General features: G+C 62.4%; 26 protein-coding genes and 1 pseudogene. 13 read left to right on the top strand and 14 right to left on the bottom strand.

Annotated elements, in window-relative coordinates; all coding sequences use genetic code 11:
• Positions 1–66 precede the first annotated feature (66 nt).
• The gene (locus tag H6B51_RS04440) at positions 67–297 is read right to left on the bottom strand and encodes a helix-turn-helix domain-containing protein (protein ID WP_204882535.1); all 231 of its coding nucleotides are present in this window, start codon (positions 295–297) and stop codon (positions 67–69) included.
• A gap of 106 nt (positions 298–403) precedes the next feature.
• On the opposite strand from H6B51_RS04440, the gene H6B51_RS04435 reads away from it, so the two are divergent.
• Positions 404–652, top strand: coding sequence for a hypothetical protein (locus H6B51_RS04435; protein ID WP_204882534.1), 249 nt, complete (start codon positions 404–406; stop codon positions 650–652).
• 39 nt (positions 653–691) lie between these two features.
• Here the strand turns inward: H6B51_RS04435 and H6B51_RS04430 are convergent, their stop codons facing one another.
• The 3 genes from H6B51_RS04430 to H6B51_RS04420 are packed head-to-tail and all read right to left on the bottom strand — an operon-like array spanning position 692 to position 2,836.
• Complete coding sequence (locus H6B51_RS04430; protein WP_204882533.1) at positions 692–1,219, bottom strand: peptidoglycan-binding domain-containing protein; 528 nt, start codon at positions 1,217–1,219, stop codon at positions 692–694.
• Between the two features lie 12 nt (positions 1,220–1,231).
• Positions 1,232–2,434 (bottom strand): peptidoglycan-binding protein, encoded by a 1,203-nt coding sequence (locus tag H6B51_RS18045; RefSeq protein ID WP_204882532.1) that lies wholly within the window; start codon positions 2,432–2,434, stop codon positions 1,232–1,234.
• Between the two features lie 12 nt (positions 2,435–2,446).
• Positions 2,447–2,836, bottom strand: a complete 390-nt coding sequence (locus H6B51_RS04420; RefSeq protein WP_204882531.1) for a spore cortex-lytic protein — start codon at positions 2,834–2,836, stop codon at positions 2,447–2,449.
• 149 nt (positions 2,837–2,985) lie between these two features.
• Here H6B51_RS04420 and H6B51_RS04415 point away from each other — a divergent pair, with 149 nt between their 5' ends.
• From H6B51_RS04415 to H6B51_RS04405, 3 genes are read left to right on the top strand one after another with little or no spacing between them, the layout of a single operon-like run.
• Complete coding sequence (locus H6B51_RS04415) at positions 2,986–3,618, top strand: redox-sensing transcriptional repressor Rex (protein WP_204882530.1); 633 nt, start codon at positions 2,986–2,988, stop codon at positions 3,616–3,618.
• Positions 3,615–4,760, top strand: coding sequence for an S-layer homology domain-containing protein (locus tag H6B51_RS04410; protein WP_204882529.1), 1,146 nt, complete (start codon positions 3,615–3,617; stop codon positions 4,758–4,760). The genes H6B51_RS04415 and H6B51_RS04410 overlap by 4 nt, the downstream gene beginning before the upstream one ends.
• 47 nt (positions 4,761–4,807) lie before the next feature.
• Positions 4,808–5,254, top strand: coding sequence for a pyridoxamine 5'-phosphate oxidase family protein (locus H6B51_RS04405; protein ID WP_204882528.1), 447 nt, complete (start codon positions 4,808–4,810; stop codon positions 5,252–5,254).
• A gap of 61 nt (positions 5,255–5,315) precedes the next feature.
• Here H6B51_RS04405 and uvrA read toward each other — a convergent pair whose 3' ends face one another.
• From uvrA to pyrE, 7 genes are all read right to left on the bottom strand, one after another.
• Positions 5,316–8,153: an excinuclease ABC subunit UvrA gene (uvrA, locus tag H6B51_RS04400; protein WP_204882527.1), complete on the bottom strand. Its 2,838-nt coding sequence runs from the start codon at positions 8,151–8,153 to the stop codon at positions 5,316–5,318.
• A 48-nt stretch (positions 8,154–8,201) separates the two neighbouring features.
• On the bottom strand, positions 8,202–8,399 hold the full coding sequence (locus tag H6B51_RS04395; protein ID WP_204882526.1) for a hypothetical protein: 198 nt from the start codon (positions 8,397–8,399) through the stop codon (positions 8,202–8,204).
• Between the two features lies 1 nt (position 8,400).
• Positions 8,401–9,414, bottom strand: coding sequence for an aldo/keto reductase (locus H6B51_RS04390; RefSeq protein WP_204882525.1), 1,014 nt, complete (start codon positions 9,412–9,414; stop codon positions 8,401–8,403).
• 17 nt (positions 9,415–9,431) lie between these two features.
• Positions 9,432–9,932 carry a transposase gene (locus H6B51_RS04385; protein WP_204882524.1) on the bottom strand — a complete coding sequence of 167 codons (501 nt, stop codon included), beginning with the start codon at positions 9,930–9,932 and terminating at the stop codon, positions 9,432–9,434.
• Positions 9,932–11,893, bottom strand: a complete 1,962-nt coding sequence (gene uvrB / locus H6B51_RS04380; RefSeq protein WP_204882523.1) for an excinuclease ABC subunit UvrB — start codon at positions 11,891–11,893, stop codon at positions 9,932–9,934. Before uvrB ends, H6B51_RS04385 begins: the two co-directional genes overlap by 1 nt.
• Positions 11,894–11,978: 85 nt before the next feature.
• A complete protein-coding gene (locus H6B51_RS04375) occupies positions 11,979–12,653 on the bottom strand; it encodes a JAB domain-containing protein (protein WP_204882522.1) in 675 nt (224 codons plus the stop codon).
• 102 nt (positions 12,654–12,755) lie between these two features.
• Positions 12,756–13,427, bottom strand: a complete 672-nt coding sequence (gene pyrE, locus H6B51_RS04370; protein WP_204882521.1) for an orotate phosphoribosyltransferase — start codon at positions 13,425–13,427, stop codon at positions 12,756–12,758.
• A gap of 177 nt (positions 13,428–13,604) precedes the next feature.
• On the opposite strand from pyrE, the gene H6B51_RS04365 reads away from it, so the two are divergent.
• The 3 genes from H6B51_RS04365 (at position 13,605) to recD2 (ending at position 16,752) form a co-directional block, all read left to right on the top strand.
• Positions 13,605–14,096 carry a COG2426 family protein gene (locus tag H6B51_RS04365; protein WP_243421132.1) on the top strand — a complete coding sequence of 164 codons (492 nt, stop codon included), beginning with the start codon at positions 13,605–13,607 and terminating at the stop codon, positions 14,094–14,096.
• Positions 14,097–14,142: 46 nt separating this feature from the next.
• A complete protein-coding gene (locus H6B51_RS04360; RefSeq protein ID WP_204882520.1) occupies positions 14,143–14,481 on the top strand; it encodes a hypothetical protein in 339 nt (112 codons plus the stop codon).
• 63 nt (positions 14,482–14,544) lie between these two features.
• Positions 14,545–16,752 carry an SF1B family DNA helicase RecD2 gene (gene recD2, locus H6B51_RS04355; protein WP_204882519.1) on the top strand — a complete coding sequence of 736 codons (2,208 nt, stop codon included), beginning with the start codon at positions 14,545–14,547 and terminating at the stop codon, positions 16,750–16,752.
• Positions 16,753–16,921: 169 nt separating this feature from the next.
• On the opposite strand, the gene upp is transcribed toward recD2, so the two are convergent.
• Genes upp through tsaE form a run of 3 tightly spaced genes read right to left on the bottom strand, consistent with a single transcriptional unit; the run spans position 16,922 to position 18,697 of the window.
• Complete coding sequence (upp, locus tag H6B51_RS04350) at positions 16,922–17,551, bottom strand: uracil phosphoribosyltransferase (RefSeq protein ID WP_204882568.1); 630 nt, start codon at positions 17,549–17,551, stop codon at positions 16,922–16,924.
• A gap of 10 nt (positions 17,552–17,561) precedes the next feature.
• Positions 17,562–18,272 (bottom strand): tRNA (adenosine(37)-N6)-threonylcarbamoyltransferase complex dimerization subunit type 1 TsaB, encoded by a 711-nt coding sequence (tsaB, locus tag H6B51_RS04345; RefSeq protein ID WP_204882518.1) that lies wholly within the window; start codon positions 18,270–18,272, stop codon positions 17,562–17,564.
• Entirely contained in the window at positions 18,269–18,697 is a 429-nt protein-coding gene (tsaE, locus tag H6B51_RS04340) for a tRNA (adenosine(37)-N6)-threonylcarbamoyltransferase complex ATPase subunit type 1 TsaE (protein WP_204882517.1), read from the bottom strand. The genes tsaB and tsaE overlap by 4 nt, the downstream gene beginning before the upstream one ends.
• A gap of 292 nt (positions 18,698–18,989) precedes the next feature.
• Between tsaE and H6B51_RS04335 the strand changes: the two genes are divergently transcribed.
• From H6B51_RS04335 to H6B51_RS04310, 6 genes and pseudogenes are all read left to right on the top strand, one after another.
• A complete protein-coding gene (locus H6B51_RS04335; protein ID WP_204882516.1) occupies positions 18,990–20,180 on the top strand; it encodes an FtsW/RodA/SpoVE family cell cycle protein in 1,191 nt (396 codons plus the stop codon).
• 72 nt (positions 20,181–20,252) lie between these two features.
• Positions 20,253–21,527 (top strand): EF-P 5-aminopentanol modification-associated protein YfmF, encoded by a 1,275-nt coding sequence (gene yfmF, locus H6B51_RS04330; RefSeq protein WP_204882515.1) that lies wholly within the window; start codon positions 20,253–20,255, stop codon positions 21,525–21,527.
• A 4-nt stretch (positions 21,528–21,531) separates the two neighbouring features.
• On the top strand, positions 21,532–22,812 hold the full coding sequence (gene yfmH, locus H6B51_RS04325) for an EF-P 5-aminopentanol modification-associated protein YfmH (RefSeq protein WP_204882514.1): 1,281 nt from the start codon (positions 21,532–21,534) through the stop codon (positions 22,810–22,812).
• Positions 22,809–23,879, top strand: a complete 1,071-nt coding sequence (gene lgt, locus H6B51_RS04320; protein ID WP_204882513.1) for a prolipoprotein diacylglyceryl transferase — start codon at positions 22,809–22,811, stop codon at positions 23,877–23,879. Before yfmH ends, lgt begins: the two co-directional genes overlap by 4 nt.
• A gap of 21 nt (positions 23,880–23,900) precedes the next feature.
• Positions 23,901–24,452, top strand: a complete 552-nt coding sequence (locus tag H6B51_RS04315) for a GNAT family N-acetyltransferase (protein WP_204882512.1) — start codon at positions 23,901–23,903, stop codon at positions 24,450–24,452.
• 102 nt (positions 24,453–24,554) lie between these two features.
• Positions 24,555–24,844 (top strand): annotated as a pseudogene (locus tag H6B51_RS04310) (stage III sporulation protein AB); the annotation flags it as partial.

The following is a 24,844-nucleotide window of genomic DNA, read 5'->3' as shown; positions in this document are numbered from 1 at the left end:
AGGTTCCAAAATAGCGGGGCGTCACCACCATGGGTGACGCCCCGCTGATTTTTTGGAACAGGTCCGCTACCGCCCGGGCGTTTGGGGATAGGGCTTGCTCACATTGGTTCGTCCCAGGATATAGTCAGTGGAGGTTTGATAAAAGTCCGCCAGAGCCAGCAGATGGATCACGGGAATGGTCTGAAAGCCCCGCTCATAACGGGAATACACCGTCTGACTGATGCCCAGCACCTGGGCGATATCCTTCTGATACAGATCCCTGTCCTCTCTGAGATCCCGCAGCCGCTGAAAATGCATCGCTTTGCCCCCCTTGCAATAGTACTTATGAATACTATTGACAATACAACAGGTTCTCATTAGAATGTTTGATACAGTACTTGTAAGTACTATATAGAAGGGCATGATGGAACTATATCAGGAAATACTGGCTCACATTTTGCAGAATACGACCGTAAATATCTCTTTTCCGGAGTTGTCATGGGATATCAGTTCTCTCGTGGAGCAAAGATGTTACCAGGCGATGCAAAAAATTCAGGCGATCCTGAAAAATGATCGCCTGGATGATGCGGAATGTTTTCAAAAAATCGAAGAGATCGTGCGCGTATTTGAGGATTTGGGCAGTGGGTGCGGGACAAGACACGATTTTGGGTAAAGGATATGTCGTAGGGGCGCACACTGTGCGCCCGCACCTCTATTTCTGCCCGTAGGTGACAAACAGGGTATACAGCCGGCTGAGGGTGTTCCAGCTGTCCTGGTCCAGGACACCGGTCTGGGGCTGTCCCTCCAACCCCTGGAGCCAGCGGAGGTTGTGCTGGGTAGCGGCATCGTTGATTCCGGTGACCTGGCCCGGTTCCACCCCGTCCAGCAGCCGGGACAGCGCCAGGAACATGGACTGGGCCAGATAAAGGTGGACGCTGTCCCCCTCCGGCGGCACGGAGTACTCCCCGCCGGGGTAGGACCGGAGGGGGAGGGCCTGCCGGGCCAGGGTCTGGAGGTATAGGGCGGCGATGGCGTCCCAGGTGGCCTGGTTCACCCGTCCGGTAACTGGGGGAAAGAATTCCCGCTGGAAGAGCATCACCGCCTCCAGAGTGGGTTCCCCGAAGACTCCGTCGGGCGTGAGGCGGGGAAGAAAGGGATATTGGAAGGACAGGGCCCGCAGCATGGTCTGTAGACTGCGGACGGGCTGCCCAATGAGCCGGAGCTGTTGGGTGGAAAACATAATGACCTCCTGTCAGTCGGCAGAGCCCAGAGTAAGGGCCCGGCCGGGGAACTGGGTCAGGCCGGTGGCCTGGCTGTCGGGCAAATCCGGGCGGAAGGCGGGGGGGATCACGTTGGTATAGGTCTCCACCGTGTCCACGATGCCGGCGTAGAGCAGATAGAGGGCCTTCCAGGTGTTGGGGCCCATGATCCCGTCCTGGGGCAGTCCGCTCATCCTCTGGAGGGCGACCACCGCGTTTTTGGTGGCGGGACCGTAAATCCCGTCGATGGCTACCGAAGGGATGTTGGGGTAGAACTCAGCCACTACGTTGAGCACATATTGCACCGTCCGCACACTGTCCCCCCTGGCCCCCTCCGCCAGCACATTGGGGAAGGGCTGGCCTCCGCTGCCTGGGTAGTAGGTCTGGCCCTGGCTGATGAGCTCCGCCAGGTCCAATACTCCCACATAGAGGAATACCATCTTATACCAAGTTCCGTTGCCCACGATGCCGTCGGCGGTCAGATCAAAGATCTGCTGGAATTTTTTTACTGCGTTTTCGGTGGCTGAACCGAAGATCCCATCCACGGGGTAGATTTTGGGAATGGCGGGGTAGTCCTGACTGATCCGATTGAGCATCACCTGGATCCGCTGCACCGCCTCCCCGGTGGCGCCCCGGCGGATGGGATAGCCGGGATAGGAGTAGCGGATGCCCATTACCGGCGCGTTGGTCACCAGCTCGATATTGTCGCCGTAGTAGGTCCGCAGGATGGTGAGATAGTCGGCCCCGTCCTCCGCCAAAGCCTGGCTGCCCCACTGGGACAGACCGTCACAGGTAACAGTGGTGCCGTTGCAGAACTTGGCGGCCAGAGGCTCCACAAACCCGATCCGCCGTATGTAGGTGTTGAAGAGCTCATCCACAAGCTGGCTGATGTTTTCAAAGATGTTACGCCCTTTGATGAATTTCTGGTCGTAGGCGGTGGACGAGGTAATATTGAAGGGGTAGCCCCGGCTGGGATAGAACTCAGTGTACACCCGGTTGAGGGCAAAGGAAATGATGGCCAGGATGTTGGCCCGGAGGGCGGCGGGCTTCCAGGTGGGGTAGATCTCGCTGGAAGCCACGTTTTTTACGTAGTCCGGGAAGGATACCGTCACGTTTTCGGCGTTGGAGCCAGGGGAACCCAGGTGGACGGTAATATACTGGGGGACATACGGCGTGATGGGAAGAGTTTCCGGCATGGGGCGCCTCCTTTACAGATTCTGGGGCGGGATGACAACCGGCGTTTCCGGCAGGGTGTTGTCCTCCTGTTCCTGAAGGGGCACCAGGGGGAGGAGCTGGAGGGTCTGGGTGTCGGGGAAGATCTGCACGTCCTCCACCAGCAGCAGGGCGTAGCCGGGAGCTTCCACCCAGATATCGCACACCGCGAAGGGAGCCAAGGTACCGGGGAACTCACTGGCCGCAGGATCGGGGGTGGGCACCTGAACCTGAGCGGTGCGGCCGTTCTGATCGGTGGTCCGTACCGCCAGCAGGCTGTGACGGCCGTCCTGTCTCCGCTGCGTAAATGCCACCGTGGCCCCCGCTACCGGGATCTGGGCCCGGGAGGTATAGACACGGGTCAAAATGGTTCCATACGAGGCCAAAACGCATTCCTCCTTTCCATCCAGCCTATGCCCGAGGCGGGGGAAAGGTGCGGCGGAAATGCCCGCCGGGCGTTGACATATTCCCGGGTTTAGAGTAAACTACTAAGTAGCGTTTTAAAACTACTACCTCTGAAACGAGGGTGATAGATATGAAAAAGCAAAAGGTATCCAGCGCGGTGATCCGGCGGCTGCCCCGGTATTTCCGGCACCTGACAGATCTCCACCTCACCGGCGTGGAGCGCATTTCCTCCAGCGCCCTGGGCAAATCCATGGGACTCACCGCCTCCCAGATCCGTCAGGATCTGTCCTGCTTCGGGGAATTCGGCCAGCAGGGCTACGGATATAACGTGGACAACCTGCGGGGGGAGATCGCTGACATTCTGGGCATGAACAAGGGCCACACCGCCATCATTCTGGGAGCGGGTAATCTGGGCCGGGCCCTGATGGAGAACTTCCACTTTGACCGCTCCGGAGTGGCTCTGGCGGCCGCCTTCGACGTGTCCCCTGACGTGGTGGGCCAGGAACGAGGCGGAGTACCGGTGTATCATGTAGACAAGCTGGAGGAGTACCTGGCCGCCCACCCCGCCAGCATCGGGGTGCTGACGGTGCCCAGGGGGGTGGCCAATCCCATCGCCGCCCGGCTGGTGCGGGCTGGTGTTAAGGGGATCTGGAACTTTACCAACACCGAGCTCAACCTGAAGGAGCCCGGGGTAATCATTGAAAACGTACATTTTGCCGACAGCCTGTTGGCGCTGAGCTATATGATCTCGGAGGACGCATGAAGAAAGCGGCAGTTTTCGTTTTGGCGGGAGCTATCCTGGCGGGAATGGGGGCGGTGGTGGCCGCCGACCAGTCCCTTGTCTCCAAAAGCTATCTCACCGGCACCTTTACCCAGCAGGCTCTGGACCAAGCGGAGGACCGGATCGATACCCTGACCCAGCCTGCCTATGATTCCGCTCTATCCAGCCTAAACCAGAAGCTAAACCAGAAGCACCAGACCTATCTGGCCCAGGCGGGCAGCCAGGAGAGCGGCGGCTCCGTCGGACTGCTGGAAGACCGGTACAAAAAGGGAGACACGGTGCTGCTCACCTCCGGCTCGGGGGCCATGCTGCTGGCGGGGGATGTGCAGATCGCCTTTACGGGTAATGCGGTGATCGATACCACAGCGGGCCAGACCCTGACCGCCGGAACCTTACTCCCCGCCAACCACCGAGTGCTGGCGGGGGAGAATACCTCCCTGCGGCTTACCGTCAACTCCGACACGGCGGTGCTTGCCCTGGAGGGGGAGTACACCGTCACCGGAGGCAGCGGGGTAGACTACAACGCCATGGCGGATGCCCTGGCGGAGATGGGCCTGCTCCAGGGCACCGGAGTGTCCTATGGCTCGGGCTACGAGCTGGAGCGCACCTCCATGCGCATCGAAGGGCTGGTTATGTTTATCCGTCTGCTGGGGGAGGAGCGGGCCGCCCTCCAGAGCGTGGCTCCCAATCCCTTCGCGGACGTCCCCTCCTGGGCGGACCGGTACGTGGCCTACGCCTATGAAAAGGGGTACACCACTGGCACCGGCACTGCCGCAGACGGCACCATGTACTTTTCGCCCAACGCCACCATCTCGGCCGGGGAGTACATGACCTTCCTGCTGCGGGCCCTGGGCTACTCCGACCACGGGGAGGATCCCGACTTCACCTGGCAGACCGTCATGGCCGACGGTGTGACCTACGGGGTACTCCGGGAAAAGGAGCGGACCGCCATGGAGGACGGGAATTTCCTCCGGAGTCGTATGGTCTATCTGTCCTGCTGCGGGCTGGCGGCCCACCGGAAGGACGGGGTCAGCCAGTTGACCTACACCGCCAACAACAGCGGCGGCGACTGGAGCCAGATGGAAATCTCCCTGGCCAAGGCCACCGTGCTGCGCATCAAATAAATCTGGGGCCCGCCGCCGGCGGGCCCCATTTTGTCAGGAGGATGGATATGAAACGGGATGAAAACAGAGACCTGGGAGTGAAGGCCCTGGAGGCCAGCCCCTATCAGGTGCTGGCTATGACCGATGGGGCGGGCCTGCCCTATTGCGTGCCCATCAACGGCGTGCTGGTAGGGAACATAATCTATTTCCACAGCCGTCTGGCCGGAGAAAAGCTGGACTGTCTGCGCTGTCAGCCCCAGGTCTGCCTGACCGCCGTGGGAGACCAGCGGGTGGTGCAGGAGGCATATGAGACCCTGTTCACCAGCGCCGTGGCCCGGGGCACCGCCGCAGAGGTCACCGACCCGGAAGAAAAACGGGAGGCCCTGCGGGCCATCTGCCGCCGGTATGCCCCAGATGCCCCGGAGCGGGTGGAGGAGGTCATCGAGACCCACCTGGCCCGCACCTCGGTGTGGCGGGTGGATCTGGAGACCGTCAGCGGACGGAAAAAAGGGTAATGGGAAGGGGCTGCCGCGATGCGCGGCAGCCCCTTTTTGAGTGCTGTTCATCAGATATCTCTCAGCCCTGATCCCGCTCCAGCATCCGTTTCAGGTACTGGCCGGTGTAGCTGGCCGGGCAGGAGGCCACCTCCTCCGGGGTGCCAGTGGCCACGATGCTCCCGCCGCCGCTGCCCCCCTCGGGGCCCAGGTCGATGATGTGATCGGCGGTCTTGATCACGTCCAGGTTGTGCTCGATGACCACCACCGTGTTTCCCGCTTCCACCAGCTTCTGGAGCACCTCGATGAGCTTGTGGACGTCGGCGGTGTGCAGGCCGGTGGTAGGCTCATCCAGGATATAGATGGTCTTGCCGGTGGACCGCTTGGCCAACTCGGTAGCCAGCTTGACCCGCTGGGCCTCGCCGCCGGACAGCTCGGTGGAGGGCTGTCCCAGCTTTACATAGCTCAGGCCCACCTCGTACAGGGTCTGTAGCTTGTTGTACAGCTTGGGCAGGTGTTCGAAGAAGGGGAGGGCCTCCTCCACCGTCATATCCAGCACCTCGTAGATGTTCTTGCCCTTGTAGCGCACCTCCAGGGTCTCCCGGTTGTACCGCTTGCCCTTGCACACCTCGCAGGGCACGTAGATGTCGGGCAGAAAGTGCATTTCGATTTTAAGGAGGCCGTCCCCCTGGCAGGCCTCACACCGCCCTCCCCGGACGTTGAAGGAGAACCGGCCGGGGCCATAGCCCCTGGCCTTGGCATCAGGGGTGGAGGCAAACAGGTCCCGGATGTCGTTGAACAGTCCGGTGTAGGTGGCCGGGTTGGACCGGGGAGTGCGGCCGATGGGGGACTGGTCGATGGCGATGACCTTGTCCAGAAATTCCTCCCCCTCCACCGCCTGGTGCCTGCCCGCCCGGGTCTTGGCCCGGTTCAGGTCGCAGGCCAGCCGCTTGTACAGGATCTCGTTGACCAGGGAGGATTTTCCGCTGCCGGACACGCCGGTGACGCAGGTAAAGGTGCCCAGAGGGATGGACACGTCCACATTTTGCAGGTTATTCTCGGCCGCCCCCCGGATGGTGAGAAATTGGCCGTTGCCCACCCGTCGCTCCGTAGGAACGGGGATCTTCTTCCGGCCGGAGAGGTAATCTCCAGTGACCGAGCCGGGGGTATCCATGATCTCCTGGCAGGTGCCGCAGGCCACCACCTGGCCCCCGTGGACCCCGGCGCCGGGGCCAATGTCCACGATATAGTCGGCCTGCCGCATAGTGTCCTCGTCGTGCTCCACCACCAGCAGGGTGTTGCCCAAATCCCTCAGGTGCTTCAGGGTGGCCAGCAGCTTGTCGTTGTCCCGCTGATGGAGGCCGATGGAGGGCTCGTCCAGGATATAGAGCACTCCCATCAGGGAGGAGCCGATCTGGGTGGCCAGCCGGATACGCTGGCTCTCGCCGCCGGACAGGGTGGCCGCCGCCCGGCTCAGGGTGAGGTATTGCAGGCCCACGCTCTGGAGGAAGCCCAGCCGGTTACGGATCTCCTTCAAAATCCGGTCAGCGATCAGCATTTTCTGCTCGGAAAGCTCCAGGCGGCTAATGAAGTCCAGGGCATCAGTCACCGATTTCCGGCAGAAGTCGTCGATGTTGAGCCCTCCCACAGTGACCGCCAGGGCCTCCTTCCGCAGCCGCTTGCCGCCGCAGTCGGGGCAGGGCCGCTGGCTCATGCAGTCCTCCAGGTCCCGGCGCATAGCATCGGACTGAGTCTCCTTATAGCGGCGCTCCAGGTTGTTGATGATGCCCTCGAAGGGCTGCATCAGGGTGCCGTGGCCGTTGGCCCGGTCGTAGGTCAGCTTGAGCTTTTCCCCTTTGGTGCCATAGAGGATGACATCTACCACCTCCGGCGGCAGCTCCTTGACGGGAGTGGTGAGTTTAAACTTATATTGTTTGGCCAGAGCGTCAAAGTACATCCGGGAGATGGAGTCCCCCTTGATGTTGTTCCAGCCCGAGGCGGTGATGGCGCCCTCCAGAATGGACAGGTCCTTGTTGGGGATGATAAGGTCGGGATCCACCTTCAGCTGGGCCCCCAGGCCGGTGCAGGTGGGGCAGGCTCCAAAGGGATTGTTGAAGGAAAACATCCGGGGAGAGAGCTCCTCAATGGAGATGCCGCAGTCCTCGCAGGCATAGTTTTGGGAAAAGAGGATATCCCGGTCCTCGTTCACGATGTTGATGACCACCAGGCCGCCGGCCAGGCCGGAGGCCACCTCCACGCTGTCGGTGAGGCGGCGGACGATGTCCTCCCGGATCACCAGCCGGTCCACCACGATCTCCACGTTATGCTTTTTGTTCTTGTCCAGCTCGATAGTCTCGGACAGGTCGTAAAGGGAGCCGTCAGCCCGGCAGCGGACGTAACCCGACTTGCAGGCGTCCTCGAAGATCTTCTGGTGGGTGCCCTTCTTGCCCCGGACCACCGGCGCCATCACCTGGATGCGGGTGGCCTCGGGGAGGGCCATCACCTGGTCGATGATCTGGTCGATGGTCTGCTGTCGGATCTCCTTGCCGCACTTGGGGCAGTGGGGAGTGCCCACCCGGGCCCACAGCAGCCGCAGGTAGTCGTAGATCTCGGTGACGGTGCCCACGGTGGACCGGGGGTTTTTGGAGGTGGTCTTCTGGTCGATGGAGATGGCGGGGGAGAGGCCGTCAATGTAGTCCACGTCGGGCTTCTCCATTTGCCCCAAAAACATCCGGGCGTAAGAGGACAGGGACTCCACATAGCGGCGCTGTCCCTCGGCGTAAATGGTATCAAAGGCCAGGGAGGACTTGCCGCTGCCGGACAGGCCGGTGAGCACCACCAGCTTGTCCCGGGGGATGTCCACGTCGATGTTCTTCAGGTTGTTCTCCCGGGCGCCTTTGACAAAAATATGGTCGAACATAGGTTCGGTTTCTCCTTTGAAATGGCAATCGGCCCGGCCGGGCCGGGTTCAGAACAGGGGGCGGAATATGAAGTGCCACAGGGCCCACAGCAGAAGGGCGGCGCCCAGCGCCCCGGCGGGCAGGCGCACCCACTTGGGCGGCCTGGGCCAGGCGGCCAGGCAGATCAGGGCGAAGGCCGCCAGCCCCAGCAGGAAGGGGGCATAGATGGTCAGCAGCACGCCCCAGTCCAAGTCCCACCGGCCCATGTCAGCGGCCGAACACCTTGGCCACATCCATCAGCATGTCCCGGATGGGCAGGTGGTAGGGGCAACGCTTTTCGCAGGCCCCGCACTGGACGCAGGAGCCGGCGTGGTAGGGCATGGCGTCGTACCGGGCCCTGGCCCAGTCGGCCAGGCCGTACCGGCGGGCGTAATTGGCCATGAGGAAGTTCTGGGGGATGTCGATGCCGTTGGGGCAGGGGGCGCAGTAGCCGCACCGGCGGCAGAACTGGGTGCCCAGTTCCTTGCGGATGGCCTCGCACTTGTCCAGGTCCTCCTGGGTCAGGGGGCCGAAATGTTCGGCCGCGGCGGCGTTGCGGTCCACCTCCTCGGGGGAGCCCATGCCGGGGATGGAGATGTCCATGAGCCCGGAGGCGGCGATGTACTTCAGGGCCAGTTCCCAGTCCTCCAGGTTGCCGCCGGCCAGGGGCTTCATGGCGATGGTGGCAATGCCCAGGGCCTTGGCCTTTTGCAGGGTCTCCACCCCCTGGTTCTCCACGATGTTGTAGGGGAACATAACGGTCTCGATCTTGTCCCCGTGGAGCTCCACCATTTTGGCCAGAGCGTCGGCGCTGTGGGCGGTGACCCCCAGGTGACCCACCTTCCCGGCGACCTTGGCCTCCTCCAGGGCCTCCCATGCCCCGCCGGGGCCAAAGACCTGGTCGATCTGCTTTTCCGGCAGGTTGTGGATCTGGTAGACGTCGATGTGATCGGTGCGCAGGTTGTTCAGGCTGGTCTGGATGTCCCGGGCCATGGACTCCTTGTCCCGGGCCATGGACTTGGTGGCCAGGATGAACTTGTCCCGGCGGCCCTCCAGGGCGGCCCCCAGGTATTCCTCGGACACGGTGTAGCCCCGGGCGGTGTCAATGTAGTTCATGCCGTACTGCTCCAGCTTGTCCACGACCGCCTTGGTGTTGGCGGCATCGGAGCGCTGGATGGGAATGCCGCCGAAGGATACCACGGCGGCCTTGAGACCAGTTTTGCCCAAAGTGACGTACTTCATGATAAAAACCTCACATTTCAGACTTGCAGGGCATGGTCAACAGAGGGCGTGTAGTACCTGTCCTGCTCCCATTTCAGGGGATTGGTGTCAATATATTGCCAGATGCGCAGATAGTCGGGCTCATTGCGGATGATGTGGTCGTGGAAGGATTTTTGCCAGATGGGAAAGCCAGCCGCCTTTGTGACAGCACCCTTGAATTGTTGGACCACCCGGGAGAGTGTAGGGGCGACCTGTGGTCGCCCGTCCTTCGGGGCCTCGAGACGGATGATCAGATGCAAATGGTTTGGCATAATGACGTATTTGTCCAAATATACCGTGGGATAGGCATGACCCAGAGCGACCAGCTCCCTCTCAACAATCTGACCGATGGGAGAGAGGGGCGGGCGACCACAGGTCGCCCCTACGGACGTCCAAAACGTGTGACGTTGCTCTCTGATACATATGGTCACAAAATAATACCCCGCCTGGCTGTAATCGAATTTGGGCAGGCGGTTGGGCCTGCGGGCGGGCCCCTCCATCACCCCTGGCCCCGCAGCTCGATGATGCGATCCCGCAGTACAGCAGCGTACTCGAATTCCAACCGCTTGCTGGCCTCCCGCATTTCTTTCTCCAGCTTGGCAATGGCGGCCTCTTTTTCCTTTTTGGACAGGGCCTTTTTGGAGTGGGGCAGCTCGCCCTTGTCCTCCGACAGGTCAATGACATCCCGGACCGACTTGATGACCGTCTTGGGCACGATGCCATGCTCCTGGTTGAAGGCGTCCTGTTTGGCCCGGCGGCGCTCGGTCTCGTCGATGGCCCGGCGCATGGAGGGGGTGATGGTATCGGCGTACATGACCACCAGGCCCTGGGCGTTTCTGGCGGCCCGGCCGATGGTCTGGATGAGAGAGGTCTCGGAGCGGAGGAAGCCCTCCTTGTCGGCGTCCAGGATGGCCACCAGGGAGACCTCCGGCAGGTCCAGGCCCTCTCGCAGCAGGTTGATGCCCACCAGCACGTCGAAGGTGCCCAGCCGCAGGTCCCGGATGATCTCCATGCGCTCGATGGTGTCGATATCGTGGTGCATATAGCGCACCTTGATGCCCGCGTTGGTGAGATAGGCGGTCAAGTCCTCCGCCATCTTCTTGGTGAGGGTGGTGACCAGGATCCGCTCCTTGCGGGTGGTGCGGTCGTTGATCTCCCCGATGAGGTCGTCGATCTGGCCCTCCACCGGCCGCACCTCGATGCGGGGGTCCAGCAGGCCGGTGGGGCGGATCACCTGCTCCACGATCTGTCCGGAGCGCTCCCGCTCGTACTCCCCGGGGGTGGCGGAGACGTACACCACCTGGTTGAGCCGGGTCTGGAACTCCTCAAATTTCAGGGGCCGGTTGTCGAAGGCACAGGGGAGGCGGAAGCCGTAGTCCACCAGGGAGGTCTTGCGGGCCCGGTCGCCGTTGTACATGGCCCGCACCTGGGGGAGGGTGACGTGGCTCTCGTCAATAAAGAGGACGAAATCCTTGGGGAAGTAGTCCAGCAGGGTGTGGGGGGGCGCCCCGGCGGGGCGGCCCTCGATGACCCGGGAGTAGTTCTCGATGCCGGTGCAGTAGCCCAGCTCCTGCATCATCTCCACGTCGTACATGGTGCGCTGCTTGATGCGCTGGGCCTCGATGAGCTTGCCCTCCTTCTCGAAGAAGGCCACCCGCTCCTCCAGCTCCTTGTAGATCTCCTGGACGGCGGCATCCATCTTTTCCTTGGGGGTGACATAGTGGGTAGCGGGCCAGATGGGGATGGTGGTGAGCCGCCGGATGGGGGCGCCGGTGACCACGTTGATCTCGGAGATCCGGTCGATCTCGTCCCCAAAGAACTCTACCCGGATAGCGGAATCCTTCCAGTAGGCTGGGAAGATCTCCACCGTATCCCCCCGGACTCGAAACATATTGCGCTCAAAGGCGATGTCGTTGCGTTCGTAGCGGATATCAACCAGCCGGCGCAGCAGCTCGTCCCGCTCCAGGGTGGCCCCCACCCGGAGAGAGACCATCATCTTGGCAAAGTCCTCCGGCTCGCCCAGCCCGTAGATGCAGGACACCGAGGACACCACGATCACGTCCCGCCGTTCCATCAGGGAGGCGGTGGCCGCCAGCCGCAGCCGGTCAATCTCCTCGTTGATGGCAGAGTCCTTTTCGATAAAGGTGTCGGTGTGAGGGATGTAGGCCTCGGGCTGGTAGTAGTCGTAGTAGGACACGAAGTATTCCACCGCGTTGTGGGGGAAAAACTCCTTGAACTCGGCGCACAGCTGGGCGGCCAGGGTCTTGTTGTGGGCCAGTACCAGGGTGGGCCGCTGCACCGCCTCGATGACCTTGGCCATGGTGAAGGTCTTGCCCGAGCCGGTGACCCCCAGCAGGGTCTGTTCGTCCAAACCGTTTTCAATGCCCGCCGCCAGGGCGGCGATGGCCTGGGGCTGGTCACCGGCGGGCTTGTATTCGCTGACCACTTCAAACTTGGGCATACCATCACCTCGTAAGGGTATTGTATCAAAACAAATGTTCTAATGCAACTGCCGGGGAGAAAAAAGGGCGGGGAATTTCCCCGCCCTAGGGCTGATAAAATCCGCTGTCCCGAAGGGATACCATATCGTCGTCCACGAAAATCACGTGGTCCAAAAGCTCCACCCCCATCCGGGCCAGAAAGGGGGCCAGGCTCCGGGTGGTGGCCACGTCGTCGTCCGAGGGGAGGGCGATGCCAGACACATGGTTGTGGGCCAGCACCACGGCGGAGGCGTTAAGGGAAAGGGCGGCCTCGGCGATGAGGCGGGTGGTGACATGGACAGCGTTGACGTTGCCCTCGCCCAGCTTGCGTACCCCCAGTACCTTGCGCTTGCCATCCAGGCAAAGCAGGCAGACCTGCTCGTTTCGGGCCCCGAAGAAGTGGGGACGGAGGATCTGGTAGTAGTCCTTGCTGTTCCGGGCGATCTCGTCCATACTGGTGCGGGCGGCCAGGTAGCGGCCCGCCAGCTCCTTGGCCGCCTTGAAGAGGACGGCGGCGTGCTCCCCCACCCCCTTGACCTTTTGCAGCTCCTCCGGGGTGGCGTCCAGAATCCCCGCCAGGGAGCCGAACCGTTCTATCAGCTCATGGGCCAGGGGATTGGTGTCGCTGCGGGGGTTGGCGTAGAACAGCAGAAGCTCCAGCAGCTTGTGGTCGGGAAAGGAGTCCGGCCGGACCAGAAATTCAGTTTTCAGCCGCTGGCGGTGGCCGTCGTGAGCGCCCATGGCCGAGCCTCCTTTTTCAACCAAATGGGGACGGGAAGATGAGGGCATCCGCCCCGTACAAGTAAAACGACCATAGGGGAGATGCCCACATCATCCCGCCTGTTACCGGGCGCCGTACTCCTTCAGATAGGCCTCCATTTTGCCCTTCATCTCGTCGTCGATATACACCTTGCCGTCGATCTCCCGGTTGTGGAGGAAGGCGATGATCTCCTTGACGGTGACGATGGGGTAGACGGAAATGCCGTAGTCCTCCCGCAGCTCATCCAGGGTAGAGCAATCCTTGGTGCCCCGCTCCATCCGGTCCACGGAGACGATAAGCGCCTTCATATGGACGTCGGCTACATGCTTGAAGAGCTCAATGGTCTCCCGGACAGCAGTGCCGGCGGTGACCACATCCTCCACGATGACCACATCGTCCCCGTCCTGGGGCTTGTAGCCCACCATGGAGCCGCCCTCGCCGTGATCCTTGGCCTCCTTGCGGTTGAAGCAGTAGGGCAGGTCACGGTCATAGTTGCGGTAGAGGGAGGCGGCGGCGGTGACCGCCAGGGGGATGCCCTTGTAGGCGGGCCCAAACAGGCAGGTCACGCCCTCGGGCAGGTTCTCCTGGATGCAGGCGGCGTAATAGTCTCCCAGCTTGGCGGCCTGAGCGCCCGTCTTGTAGTTGCCGGTGTTGATGAAGTAGGGGGTCTTGCGGCCGGATTTGGTGGTGAAATCTCCAAAGGTAAGCACGCCGGAGCGCACCATGAAGGTGATGAATTCTTCCTTGTAGGTCATGTCAAAAACCTCGCTTCCCAAAATAGTCAAAATATTATACCACTGATAGGGGAACGGGACAAGGGCTTGTACCGTCTAACAAAAATGAATTTTGTACCGTCTAACAAAAATGAATTTAAGCCTGTTTTTTCTCAGGTCTTGTGATATAATAAAAAATCAGACTGTGAGGTGTTTGATTTGGATCTGCTGCAGTGGCTGACCTCCACCAATTTTGGAGAGGTCCTGTTTACCATGCTGGTTTCCATGGTACCCGTCATCGAGCTGCGGGGCGGGGTGCCCTTCGGCACGGCCCTGGGCCTGCCGCTGGGGGAGGCTCTGCTGGCCGCCATCATTGGCAATATGCTGCCCATCCCCTTTATCATCGTATACATCCGGCGGATCTTTTTATGGATGCGCCGCAAGTCCCCCAGGCTCAACGAGGTGGTGGACAAGCTGGAGCGGAAGGCCCACCTGAAGGGCCAGAAGGTGACCCGGTATAAGTATATTGGACTGTGGCTCTTCGTAGCCATCCCCCTGCCGGGCACCGGGGCCTGGACCGGGGCTCTGGTGGCCTCCTTCCTGAACATGCCCCTGCGGAAGGCCCTGCCCTCCATTTTCCTTGGGGTGATCACCGCCGGGCTTATCATGACCTTTGCCACCGGCGTCGTGGTGTCCACCGTGGGGGGCTGAGTCCCTTTTTCCCTCCGCCGCATAGGATGGAGCGGAGGTGAGGGGCTTGAATGAGCTGTTACAGGGGATCCTGGCCCTTCTGTCCGCCCTGGGTCTGCTGGGCCTGGGGTGGCTGCTGCTGGGCAGGCTGCTGACCCCCGGCCTGGGGGACGGTCCGGTGTATACGGTCACCCCCGCGTCGGGAACAGGGGATGGGCTGGAGCACACGGTGAAGGGTCTGCTTTGGCTGCGGAAAAACGGCCTGCTCCAGGGTACCATCGTCATCGCCGACGGAGGACTGGACCCGGCGGGGAAGGCGGTGGCCGCCGCCCTGCTGGCCGACGCCACCGACGTGGTGCTCTGCCCAGCAGGGCAGCTGGGGGCCTATCTGACCCAGGCACATTAGAAAACCATTCGACAAAACCGGTTCCAGATGGTATGATATCCCTGAATCGAAGGAGGGGCGGCCATGCAGGAAACGGAACAGACTTACATCCAGGGCACCGTGTCAGCCGTGATCTACCAGAACGAGGAGAACGGCTACACGGTGCTCCGTCTTGACGTGGGAGACGGGGCTTTGGTGACGGTGGTGGGCTGCATGCCCGGGGTGGCCCCCGGAGAGGGCATCTCCGTCCAGGGGACCTGGGGCCGTCACGCCTCCTACGGAGAGCAGTTCAAGGCCGAAGCGGTGGAGCGGCGGCTGCCCGCCGGCGCCAAGGCCATTTTCGACTACCTCTCCTCCGGGGCCGTCCGGGGCATCGGGGCGGCCACCGCCCGGCGGATGGTGGAGGAGTTCGGGGAGGAGGCCCTCACCATTCTGGAGGAGCACCCGGAGCAGCTTACCCGCATCAAGGGCATCACCCGGAAAAAGGCCCTGACTATCGGAGAGAATTTCCGCACCCAGATGGGGATGCGGCGGCTGCTGGCCTTTCTGGGAGAGCATGAGGTGCCTCTCCAGCTGGCCATGCCCCTCTACCGCCGGTTCGGGGACCGGGCCCTGGAGACCATCCGGGGCAATCCCTACCTGCTGGTGGACGGAGAGCTGGGGGTGGAGTTCTCCACCGCCGACGCCCTGGCCCTGTCCATGGGCATGGAGGGGGACGACCCCCAGCGGATGGTGGCCGCTCTCCTCCACGAGCTGTCCTACAATCTGGATAACGGTCATGCCTTCCTGCCCCGGCGGAAGCTGCTCCCCGCCACCGCCCAGCTCATCGGTCTGGAGACCGACGAGCTGGAGGACGCCCTGGAGGCCCTGCTGGAGCGGGGCGAGGTGATCCAGGAACAGGTGGCGGGGGAGGAGGGGATCTACCTCCACGACCTGTACGAGGCCGAGCAGTATGTGGCCTGGCGGCTTACCGAGATGGCCAGGGGGGAGCTGGTGGCTCCCCACCAACTGGATGCGCTTATCGACCGCATCCAGGCCGAGCAGGGCATCGTATACGCACCCCAGCAGCGGGAGGCGGTGGCCCTGGCGGCCACCAGCCAGGTGATGCTCCTCACCGGCGGCCCGGGTACCGGCAAGACCACATCCCTCCGGGGGGTGCTGGCCCTCTTTGACCAGCTGGGACTGGAAACCGCTCTGGCGGCCCCCACCGGCCGGGCGGCCAAGCGGCTGGGGGAGCTGTGCGGGGCGGAGGGGTACACCATCCACCGGCTGCTGGAGACGAAATATGACCCTCGGTCCGGTAAGCTGGTGTTCTCCCACGGGGAGGACGACCCCCTGAAGGCGGACGCCGTCATCGTGGACGAGACCTCCATGGTGGACATCGTGCTTATGCAGGGGCTGTTGTCCGCCCTGCGGGACAGCTGCCGGCTCATCCTGGTGGGGGACCCGGACCAGCTGCCCAGCGTGGGACCGGGCAACCTGTTTTCCGACCTGATCCGCTCCGGGGCCATCCCTATGGTGCGTCTGACGGAGATCTTCCGCCAGGCGGCGGAGAGCGCCATCGTCCGCAACGCCCACCAGGTGAACCAGGGCATCCTGCCCGACCTGCGGGCGAACAAGAAGGACTTCTTTTTCCTCCGGCGGAAGGACCCGGCCAGGGCGGCGGAGACCATCATCGAGCTGATCCAGACCCGGCTGCCCGACAATATGGGCATTCCCGCCGACCAGATCCAGGTGCTCTCTCCCACCCGCAAGCGGGTGGCGGGCACTGCCAGTCTGAACCGTGCCATCCAGGAGGCGGTGAACCCGCCGGGACCGGACAAGCCGGAGCGGCGGTTCGGAGAGTACGTGTTTCGCCAGGGAGACCGGGTCATGCAGGTGCGCAACAACTACGACGTGCTTTGGCGGGACGGGGCTGACAGCGGCTTGGGCATGTTCAACGGGGACATCGGCCAGATCATCTCGGTGGACAATCGGGAACAGACCGTCACCGTGGATTTTGAGGGCCGGGTGGTGGAGTACACCCCGGAGATGCTGGTAGAACTGGAGCCCGCCTATGCCATCACCGTCCACAAGGCCCAGGGCAGCGAGTACCGGGCAGTGATCCTTTCGGTGAGCGACGGAGTACCCATGCTGCTCACCCGGGGAGTGCTGTATACCGCCATCACCCGGGCCCGGGAGCTGCTCATCCTGGTGGGAGACGATGAGGTAGTGGCCCGCATGACCGCCAACGACCGCCAGCAGCGGCGGTATTCCGGCCTGCGCTGGCGGCTGGCCCAGATGAAGGAGTAGGGGCGGGAAACGATACGCCGGGCGGGTCTGGGACCCGCCCCTACACAGACGATACGGTCTTATCCGTGCGGGCGGGACCCGTTCCGCCGGGCGGCCACAGGCCGCTCCTACGCAAGCCGTAAAAAAATCCTCTTCCCGTGGGGGGAAGAGGATTTTTTTACAGCCGTTTTTACTTGGTGCCGAAGATCCGGTCGCCGGCGTCCCCCAGACCGGGGACGATATAGCCGTGGTCGTTGAGCTTCTCGTCCAGGGCGGCGCAGTAGATGTCCACGTCAGGGTGGTCATGATGGACCCGCTCAATGCCCTCGGGAGCGGCGATGATGTTCATCAGCTTGATGTGCTTGACCTCATAGTTCTTGATGAACTGGATGGCGGCGGAGGCGGAGCCGCCGGTGGCCAGCATGGGATCCAGGATGATGACCTCACGCTCGGCGATATCGGTGGGCATCTTGCAGTAGTACTCCACCGGTTCCAGGGTGTCGGGGTCCCGGTACAGGCCGATGTGGCCCACCTTGGCGGAGGGGATCAGGGTCAGGATGCCGTCCACCATGCCCAGACCGGCCCGCAGCACGGGTACGATGGCCAGCTTCTTGCCGGCAATGGTCTTGAACTTTCCGGTGCAGATGGGGGTTTTGATTTCCACTTCCTCCATGGGCAGGTCCCGGGTAGCCTCATAGCACATGAGGGTGGCGATCTCGGAGACCACCTGACGGAAGTCCTTGACGCCGGTGTTCTCATCCCGGAGGATGGACAGCTTGTGCTGCAGGAGCGGGTGGTCCAGAATGTGTACTTTTTCCATTTCCATGGCGCTATTCCCCTTTGCTTTGTTCTTTTGCCAGCCGCTCCCGTTCAGCCTGGGAGAGGCGATGGTAGTTGGGTGCCAGGCCCGCCCCGTCGGTCAGCAGGCCCTGCCGAGCCAGCTCCAGACCGCACCGGGCAACGCCCCAGGCGCTCTGAAACTGCAGGTGGGGGGGCGCCAGGCGGACGTCCAGCCCCAGCTCTTTGAGGGTAGTATAGCATAAAACCCCGCCGTCTCCAACCAGCAATTGCGGTTTTCCGCAGATTTTTAATTCCTCCCCCAGCTGGGCCAGGGAGATGGCCCGGTCTGGGGTGAGGCGGGCAATGGTATTCCCGTCGCTGGAAAAGCGGGCGTTATACACCTGCTGGCGGCGGGCGTCCATAACGGCACAGATCTCCAATCCGGTGTGGGCCAGGCTCCAGGCCATGGATTCCAGAGTGGAGCAGGGGGCGCAAGGCTTATTCCCCGTCCAGGCCAGGCCCTTGGCGGCGGCCACCCCGATACGCAGGCCGGTGAAGGAGCCCGGTCCCGCCGCCACGGCGATGACGTCCACCTCCTCCAGGCCCACCCCACAGTTGGCCAGCAGGGAGGTGGCCATGGGCATGAGGGTCACCGAGTGGGTGAGGCCGTTGTTCTGATAGGACTGGGCGATAAGCTTCTCGTCCTCGCACAGGGCCGCCGAACAGGCTACCGCCGAGGACTCCAGGGCAAGTATCTTCATGGCTGTACCCCTCCCGTAATGGTGATGATCCTCTGGTCGTCGTGGTCCCCCCGGCGGATATCTACCCGGATGGTTCCTTCCTCCAGGGCCTCTTGGATATTTTCGCTCCACTCCACAGCACACACGCCCCCCCGGGCCAGGTAGTCCTCCCAGCCGATGTCGAAGAGCTCCTCCGCCGAGGCCAGGCGGTACATATCAAAGTGGAACAGGGGCAGCCGCCCCCCATCGTACTCATTGACAATGGTAAAGGTGGGGCTGGTGATCCGCTCCTCCACCCCCAAGCCCCGGGCCAGCCCCCGGGTAAAGGCGGTCTTGCCCGCTCCCAGGTCGCCGGTAAAGGCGATCACCGCCCCAGGCTCCAGCCCTTCCGCCAGCGCCGCCCCGACAGCCTCGGTCTCGGCCGAGGAATTGGTTATAATTTCCATATAGCACCTCTTGAAGTGTGAAGTTTTCGTGAAGATTTTGTTGCCGAAAAAACCGGCCCTCACAGGGGTTGGAGGGAAAGATAGTGTAAAAGAAAACCGTCAGGGTTGTCTTTCGCGGCCAGTCAGAGGTTTTTTAAAACTTTTTTGTAGTTTAAAAAAACCAATCAGCTTGCCCAAAAAACTTTTTCGGCAAGCTGATTATAACACACCTGTTTACCAAACGCAAAAAAGATGGTAAACTAATTTGACACATGTCCGGATCTCCGGGCAGAAATGAAAAGGAGGTGGGCGGTTGTCCTGGATCAAAGACTCCATGCGGGCCTTTTTTGAACAGGGAGACCGGCTGCTGCTGACCCTCTGCCTGATGGCCAGCGGCTTCGGCCTGGTGCTCATTTTCAGCGCCACCCGCTATCTGGGCGCGGGGGATGCCGCCCGCTGCATGATCGTGCAGACGGTAGCCATCCTCATGGGCGTTGTGATCTATATGCTCATGTCCTCGGTGGACATCGAGCTGTTCGTGGATAAATTCTGGAAGTGGCTGCTGGTGTTCAACCTGGTCATCAACGCCCTGGTGCGCACCCCCCTGGGGGTGGAGGTCAACGGAAACCGCAGCTGGCTCCACATTCCCGGCTTTCCCGTCAATTTGCAGCCCGCCGAGCTGGCAAAGCTCACCTTCGTGCTGCTGCTGGCCCTACAGATCAGCCGCTTGCAGGAGCGCGGGATCAGCCGGCCCACTTCTGTGTTCCAGATCGCCGGGCATACTCTGTTCATGTTCGGGGTGGTGGCGGTGACCTCGGGCGACTTCGGCATGGGCCTGACCTATCTGCTCATTTTCGTCATCATGGCCTGGGCCGGGGGCGTGAAAAAGCGGTGGTTCCTGCTGGCCATCGTAGTGTGCGCCGTTGGACTGGTGCTGATCTGGCCCCATGTGAAGGATATGTACTATATGAAGCGGTTCACCGTGGTCATTGACCATCTCACCGGCAATCAGGACACGATCACCGAGCAGACTCTGGGCCGGGGGTGGCAGCAGACCCGCAGCATCCTGGCCATCGGCAGCGGCGGCCTTACCGGCATGGGCTACCTCCAGGGCATCCAGACCCAGAGCACCAGCGAGTCCAGCCTGCCCGCCCGGGAGACTGACGAGATCTTCGCCGTGTGCGGGGAGGAGTTCGGCCTGGTGGGCTGTGTGCTGCTGCTGGCTATCCTCACCGCCATCATCCTGCGGTGTATCTGGGTGTCCCGCCGGGCCTGCTCCCCCCAGAGCGCCTTCATCGCCATGGGATATGCCGGAATGCTCATCGCCCAGGTGGGTGTCAATGTGGGCATGTGCCTGTATATCTTCCCGGTGGTGGGTCTCACCCTCCCCTTCGTCAGCTACGGCGGCTCCTCTATTATCACCATGTACGCCGCCATGGGCCTGGTGTCCAGTATCAAGATGCGCTCCCTGCCCAGCTGGCTACGGGACCGCAGTCAGCTCTAGTCAAATTTGATGAATACCCTTTGCCCATTGTGGCAGGCTATGTTGTAACCAAGAAAGGACGGATCGCTGCCTATGAAGGTCACAAGGACGCAGTTGCAGTCTGGCGTCTGGCTCACCGCGGTGCAGACGAAAAAATTCAAATCCTGTACGCTGGGCGTACAATTCCTCACACCCCTGAAGGATGAACGGGCCGCCCTCCACGCCCTGACGCCCATGGTGCTTCGCCGGGGTTCCCTGCGGCACCCCGATCTGGAGTCCATCTCCGCCGCTCTGGACGAGCTGTACGGCGGCTCCCTGGAGCCTATGATCCGTAAAAAGGGGGAGACTCAGTGCGTGGGCTTCATGGGCAGCTTTTTGGACGACGCCTATGCCCTGGAGGGGGAGAAGGTGCTGGAGCCCGCCGCCGCCCTGATGGCCGAGCTGGTGCTCCAGCCGTACACTCAGGACGGGGCCTTCTGCCCCGACTACACCCGCCAGGAGAAGGCCAACCTGACCGACCGCATCAAGGCCCAGGTCAACGACAAGCGGCAGTATGCCCAACTGCGGGTGGTGGAGGAGATGTGCGCAGGGGAGCCCTTCGGGGTGGATAAGCTGGGCAGCCTGACCGCCGTGGAGGCCATCACCCCTCAGAGCTTGTGGACAGCCTATCAGAGCCTGCTCACGCTGGCCCGAGTGGAGCTGTACTACTGCGGCTCGGCGGAGCCGGAGCGGGTGGAGGCCGCCTTTGCCCCGTTGCTGGCCGGTCTGCCCCGGGACGGAACCCGGATGGACCTGGCCCGGCCGGCCAAGGGAACCGCCCCCAAGCCTCCACGCCGGGTGGAGGAGGCCCTGGACGTGACCCAGGGCAAGCTGTCCATGGGCTTCCGCACCCATTGCGACGCCTGGGACGAGGGTTATCCCGCTCTCATGCTGGCCAACGCCATCTACGGCGGAACCACCACCTCCAAGCTGTTCATGAACGTGCGGGAGAAGCTGAGCCTGTGCTACTACGCCAGCTCCGGGCTGATGAAATATAAGGACGTGATGCTGGTAGCCTCCGGTGTGGAATTCGACAAGGTAGGCCAGGCGGAAGCCGAGATCCTCTCCCAGCTCTACCGCTGTCAGACCGGGGAATTCTCCGACGACGAGCTGGAGTGGGCCCGCCGCTCGGTGGTGAGCACCCTGCGCACTACCCTGGATTCCCAGGGCCACCTGGAGGACTACTGGCTTGGTCAGAGCGCCGCCGGTCTGTCCGCCGGTCCCGACCAGATGGTGGAGCGGGTGGAGGCCGTCACCCGGCAGCAGGTGATCCAGGCCGCCCAGGACCTGACGCTGGACACCGTGTATTTCCTGAAAGGCAGGGATTGAGCCTATGGTAAGCAAGCAGTATCCCCGGCTGGGGGAGACCGTGTTCCACGAGATCCTGGAAAACGGCCTGCATATCTATGTGGACCGCCGCCGGGATTTTCAGAAGAGCTACGCCTTTTTCGCCACCAACTACGGGGGCATGGACATGCGCTTTTTCCAGGAGGGCCGGTGGAAGAATACCCCGGCCGGGGTGGCCCACTTCCTGGAGCACAAGATGTTCGACACCAAGGAGGGCAACGCCCTCCAGGACCTGGCTGCCAACGGGGCTTCTCCCAACGCCTTCACCAGCTCCGCCATCACCGGCTATTACTTTGAGAGCACCGAGAAGTTCTTTGACAACCTGCGCATCCTTCTCTCCTTCGTGTCGGTGCCCTGGTTCACCCAAGAGAGCGTGGACAAGGAGCAGGGCATCATTGGTCAGGAGATCCGCATGGTGGAGGACGACCCGGAGAATCAGGTGTTCTATGCCCTGATGGAGTGCCTGTACGACCACCATCCCATCCGGGTGCCCATCGCCGGCACCCAGGAGTCCATCTCCCACATCACCGCCGGCACCCTCTACTCCTGTCACAAGGCTTTTTACAACCCCTCCAACATGGTGCTCACCGTGGCGGGGGACGTGGACCCGGAGCGGGTGTGCGCCGTGGCCAAGGAGATCCTGCCCGTCCAGTCCCTGGGCCACATCGACCGGGACTACGGCGGGGAGGAGGAGCCACGGGCCGCCAAGGGGGAGAAGGAGCTGACCATGGCGGTGTCCACCCCAATTTTCCAGCTGGGCTTCAAGTGCGACCCCGCCCAGCGGGGGGAGGCCTGGATGGCCCAGGAGCTGGCAGGGGAGCTGGCCTGCGAGGCCCTGCTGGGCAGCTCCAGTCCCCTGTACGCCAGGCTGTACAGTCAGGGGCTCATCAACAAGAATTTTGGCTACGGCTTTGAGGTCTATCCCGGCTGCGCTCTGATGGCGGCGGGCGGGGAGAGCAGGGACCCCGCCGCCGTGCGGGACGCGGTGCTGGAGGAGGGGGCCCGGCTGGCCCGGGAGGGCATTGACCCCGCCCTCTTCTCCCGGCTGAAAAAGGGCATGTACGGGGCAAAGGTCCGGGGGCTCAACTCCTTTGAGTATCTGTGCATCAACATGGCCCAGAGCCACTTCGCCGGGGCGGAATTCCTCCGCTTCCCTGAGGTGTTCGACAGCATCACCCAGGCCCGCGTGGAAGACCTGCTCCGCCGGTGGGTGACGCCGGAACGGTGCGGCCTGGCCGTGGTGCGGCCGGGGGAGGGATCCGTATGACGGGGACCGTCACCTTTCCCGGCCTCGGCCTGGAGCTGGAGCTGAACCGGGTGGCCTTCCGGCTGGGCAGCTGGCCGGTATATTGGTACGGAGTCATCATCGCCGCCGGCTTCCTGCTGGCGGTGGTGTACTGCTCCCGCAAGGCCCCCCAGTTCGGCATCCGCCAGGACGAGATCATCGACATGCTCTTCTTCGCCGTGCCCCTGTCCATCATCGGGGCCCGGCTCTACTACATTATCTTCTACCTGGACCTCTACCGGCGGGCCGACGGCTCCCTGGATTTTGGGGCCATGGTGCGCATCTGGGACGGCGGTCTGGCCATCTACGGCGGGGTCATCGCCGCGGTGCTCACCCTGCTGGTGTTCTGCAAGGTGCGCAAGATCAAGTTTTTGGCCTTTGCCGACCTGGGCTCCTTCGGGATGCTTATCGGCCAGATGGTGGGTCGGTGGGGCAACTTCGTCAACATTGAGGCCTATGGAGGCCCCACCGATCTGCCCTGGCGGATGGGGGTCTACCAGTATGTGGACGGAGTGCGGCAGTATGCGGAGGTCCATCCCACCTTCCTGTACGAATCCCTGTGGAACCTGCTGGGCCTGTGCCTGCTGATCCTGGTGGCCAGGAAATGGCGGAAATTTGACGGACAGATCTTTTTGAGCTACTTTGCCTGGTACGGGATGGGCCGTGGCTTTATCGAGGGCCTGCGCTCCGATAGCCTGTACTTTTTCAATACCCCCATCCGGGTATCTCAGGTATTCGGTTTTGTCACCGCCCTCATCGCTATCTGCCTGCTGATCTATCTGCTGGCCTTCCGCAAGCACGACCCGGAACGGCTGTGGGTGAATCAGATGCGCCGCAACCGCCGGACGGTGGCCCTGGTCTACCCTGAGGGGCAGGGGGGCGTCTGGCTGGAGAAGCAGAAAAAACGCCTGGCCCGGGATTTCGCCCGCACCGAGGAGTACGCTCTCCCTCAGGGAGCCGACCCGGAGGAGAAAGCGGAGATGATCGACATGCTGAAGAGCCGGTCCGACCTGAAAGAGGTGCTGGTGCTGGAGGAGAAGAAAAAATAACTCACAGCAGAGGACAGAAAAATGACGTTTGAAGAAAAGACCCTGGTACTGAAGGATGGCCGGGCCTGCATTTTGCGCTCCGCCCACGGGAAGGACGGGGCGGCCATGCTGGCCTGTTTCCGGGCGGTCAGCGCCGAGACGCCCTTCCTGCTCCGGTATGAGGATGAGATCACCTTTACGCTCCAGGAGGAAGAACAGCTTTTGGAGGAAATGAAGGACCGCCCCCAGGCGTTTATGATGCTGGCGGAGGTGGACGGGGTCCTGGCGGGCAATTGCGCCCTCATGCCCAAGGGTGGTATGCGCCGCGTCGCTCACAGGTGCGATTTTTCCGTGGCCCTGCGGAAGGAATGGTGGGGTCTTGGCGTCGGCTCGGCCCTGCTGGAGTACGCGCTCTTTCTTGCCGGAAGGCTGGGCTATGAGCAGGTGGAGCTGGAGGTTGTGGACGGGAATCACCGGGCAAGAAGGCTGTATGAACGGTTTGGATTCCGGGAGACCGGAAAAAACCTCCGGGCCTTGAAGTACGACGACGGCAGCTATGCCGACGAGAGCAAAATGATAAAATTCCTGATCTGACAGGGGAGCCTGCCGCAAACGCGGCGGGCTCTTTTTTTGCGGTCATAAAGGGGGACGGGCCCTCATAGGCTTAGAGCAAACGGAAGCGAAGGATGTGACCACATGGATCGGCATGGGGACAAGCGGTATTTGCAGGCAGCCTCTCTGCTGCCCCCCCGGCTGCGGCGGTGGGCGGAGGGCCTGCCCCCGGCGGAGCAGGCCCGGGCGGAGGAGCTGCGGCTGCGGGCGGGGCGGCCCATGACGGCGGTGCTGCCATCGGGGGAGGCCCCCCTGTCGGGGGGGGAACCGGTGGAGCCGGAGGAGCTGGGCCTGGTGCTGGAGATCGCCACCAAAGCCTCGGCCCACACCGCCCTGGAAAAGCTGCGCCACGGCTTTTTCACCGTGGAGGGGGG

It is taken from the genome of Pseudoflavonifractor phocaeensis, assembly GCF_016901955.1.
GTDB classification, from domain to species: domain Bacteria; phylum Bacillota; class Clostridia; order Oscillospirales; family Oscillospiraceae; genus Flavonifractor; species Flavonifractor phocaeensis_A.
This window is presented reverse-complemented; position numbering and strand designations above follow the sequence as displayed.